General features: G+C 58.4%; 1 protein-coding gene. It reads right to left on the bottom strand.

Annotation, left to right across the window (positions count from 1 at the left end; all coding sequences use genetic code 11):
• Nucleotides 1-51 precede the first annotated feature (51 nt).
• The coding region (tuf, locus tag AB1A64_RS22330) for an elongation factor Tu (RefSeq protein ID WP_366554363.1) at nucleotides 52-1,227 on the bottom strand (1,176 nt) is incomplete at its 5' end.

Below are 1,227 nucleotides of genomic sequence, written 5' to 3'. Positions count from 1 at the left end.
AAAAAGGGCGCCCCTTGGGACGCCCTTTCTTTGAGTATTGGCGTAAGCGCCTTACTCGATGATTTTCGACACAACGCCGGCGCCGACGGTGCGGCCGCCTTCGCGGATGGCGAAACGCAGGCCGTTTTCCATCGCGATCGGGGCGATCAGTTCAACCTCGAACGACACGTTGTCGCCGGGCATGACCATCTCGGTGCCTTCGGCCAGGGTCACGGTGCCGGTCACGTCAGTTGTACGGAAGTAGAACTGCGGACGGTAGTTCGCGAAGAACGGAGTGTGACGACCGCCTTCTTCCTTGGTCAGGATATAGGCTTCGGCTTCGAACTTGGTGTGCGGTGTAACCGAACCCGGCTTACACAGAACCTGACCACGCTCAACGCCTTCACGGTCAACACCACGCAGCAGAGCGCCGATGTTGTCGCCCGCTTCACCGCGGTCCAGCAGCTTGCGGAACATTTCAACGCCGGTGCAGGTGGTTTTGCTGGTGTCGCGGATGCCGACGATTTCAATCTCGTCGCCAACGTTAATCACGCCACGCTCAACACGACCCGTAACAACGGTACCACGGCCCGAGATCGAGAACACGTCTTCGATCGGCATCAGGAACGGCTGGTCAACAGCACGCTCAGGGGTGTCGATGTAGTCATCAACAGCCGCCATCAGTTCCTTGATCTTCTCTTCGCCGATTTCCGGGTTGTTGCCTTCCATCGCGGCCAGAGCCGAACCTGCGATGATCGGAATATCGTCGCCGGGGTAGTCATACGAAGACAGCAGCTCGCGGATTTCCATTTCCACCAGTTCCAGCAGCTCTTCGTCGTCAACCTGGTCAACTTTGTTCATGAACACGACCATCTTCGGGATGCCAACCTGGCGGCCCAGCAGGATGTGCTCGCGGGTCTGCGGCATCGGGCCGTCAGCGGCGTTCACAACCAGGATCGCGCCGTCCATCTGCGCGGCACCGGTGATCATGTTCTTGACGTAGTCGGCGTGGCCGGGGCAATCAACGTGCGCATAGTGACGCGCGTCGGTCTCGTATTCCACGTGGGCGGTCGAGATGGTGATGCCACGAGCCTTCTCTTCAGGCGCGCCGTCAATCTGGTCATACGCTTTGAAGTCACCGAAATACTTGGTGATTGCTGCGGTCAGCGTGGTTTTACCGTGGTCAACATGCCCAATCGTGCCGATGTTGACGTGCGGTTTTGTACGCTCAAACTTTTCCTTTGCCAT

The organism is Ruegeria sp. ANG10 (genome assembly GCF_040705255.1).
Taxonomy (GTDB): Bacteria; Pseudomonadota; Alphaproteobacteria; order Rhodobacterales; family Rhodobacteraceae; genus Ruegeria.
This window is presented reverse-complemented; position numbering and strand designations above follow the sequence as displayed.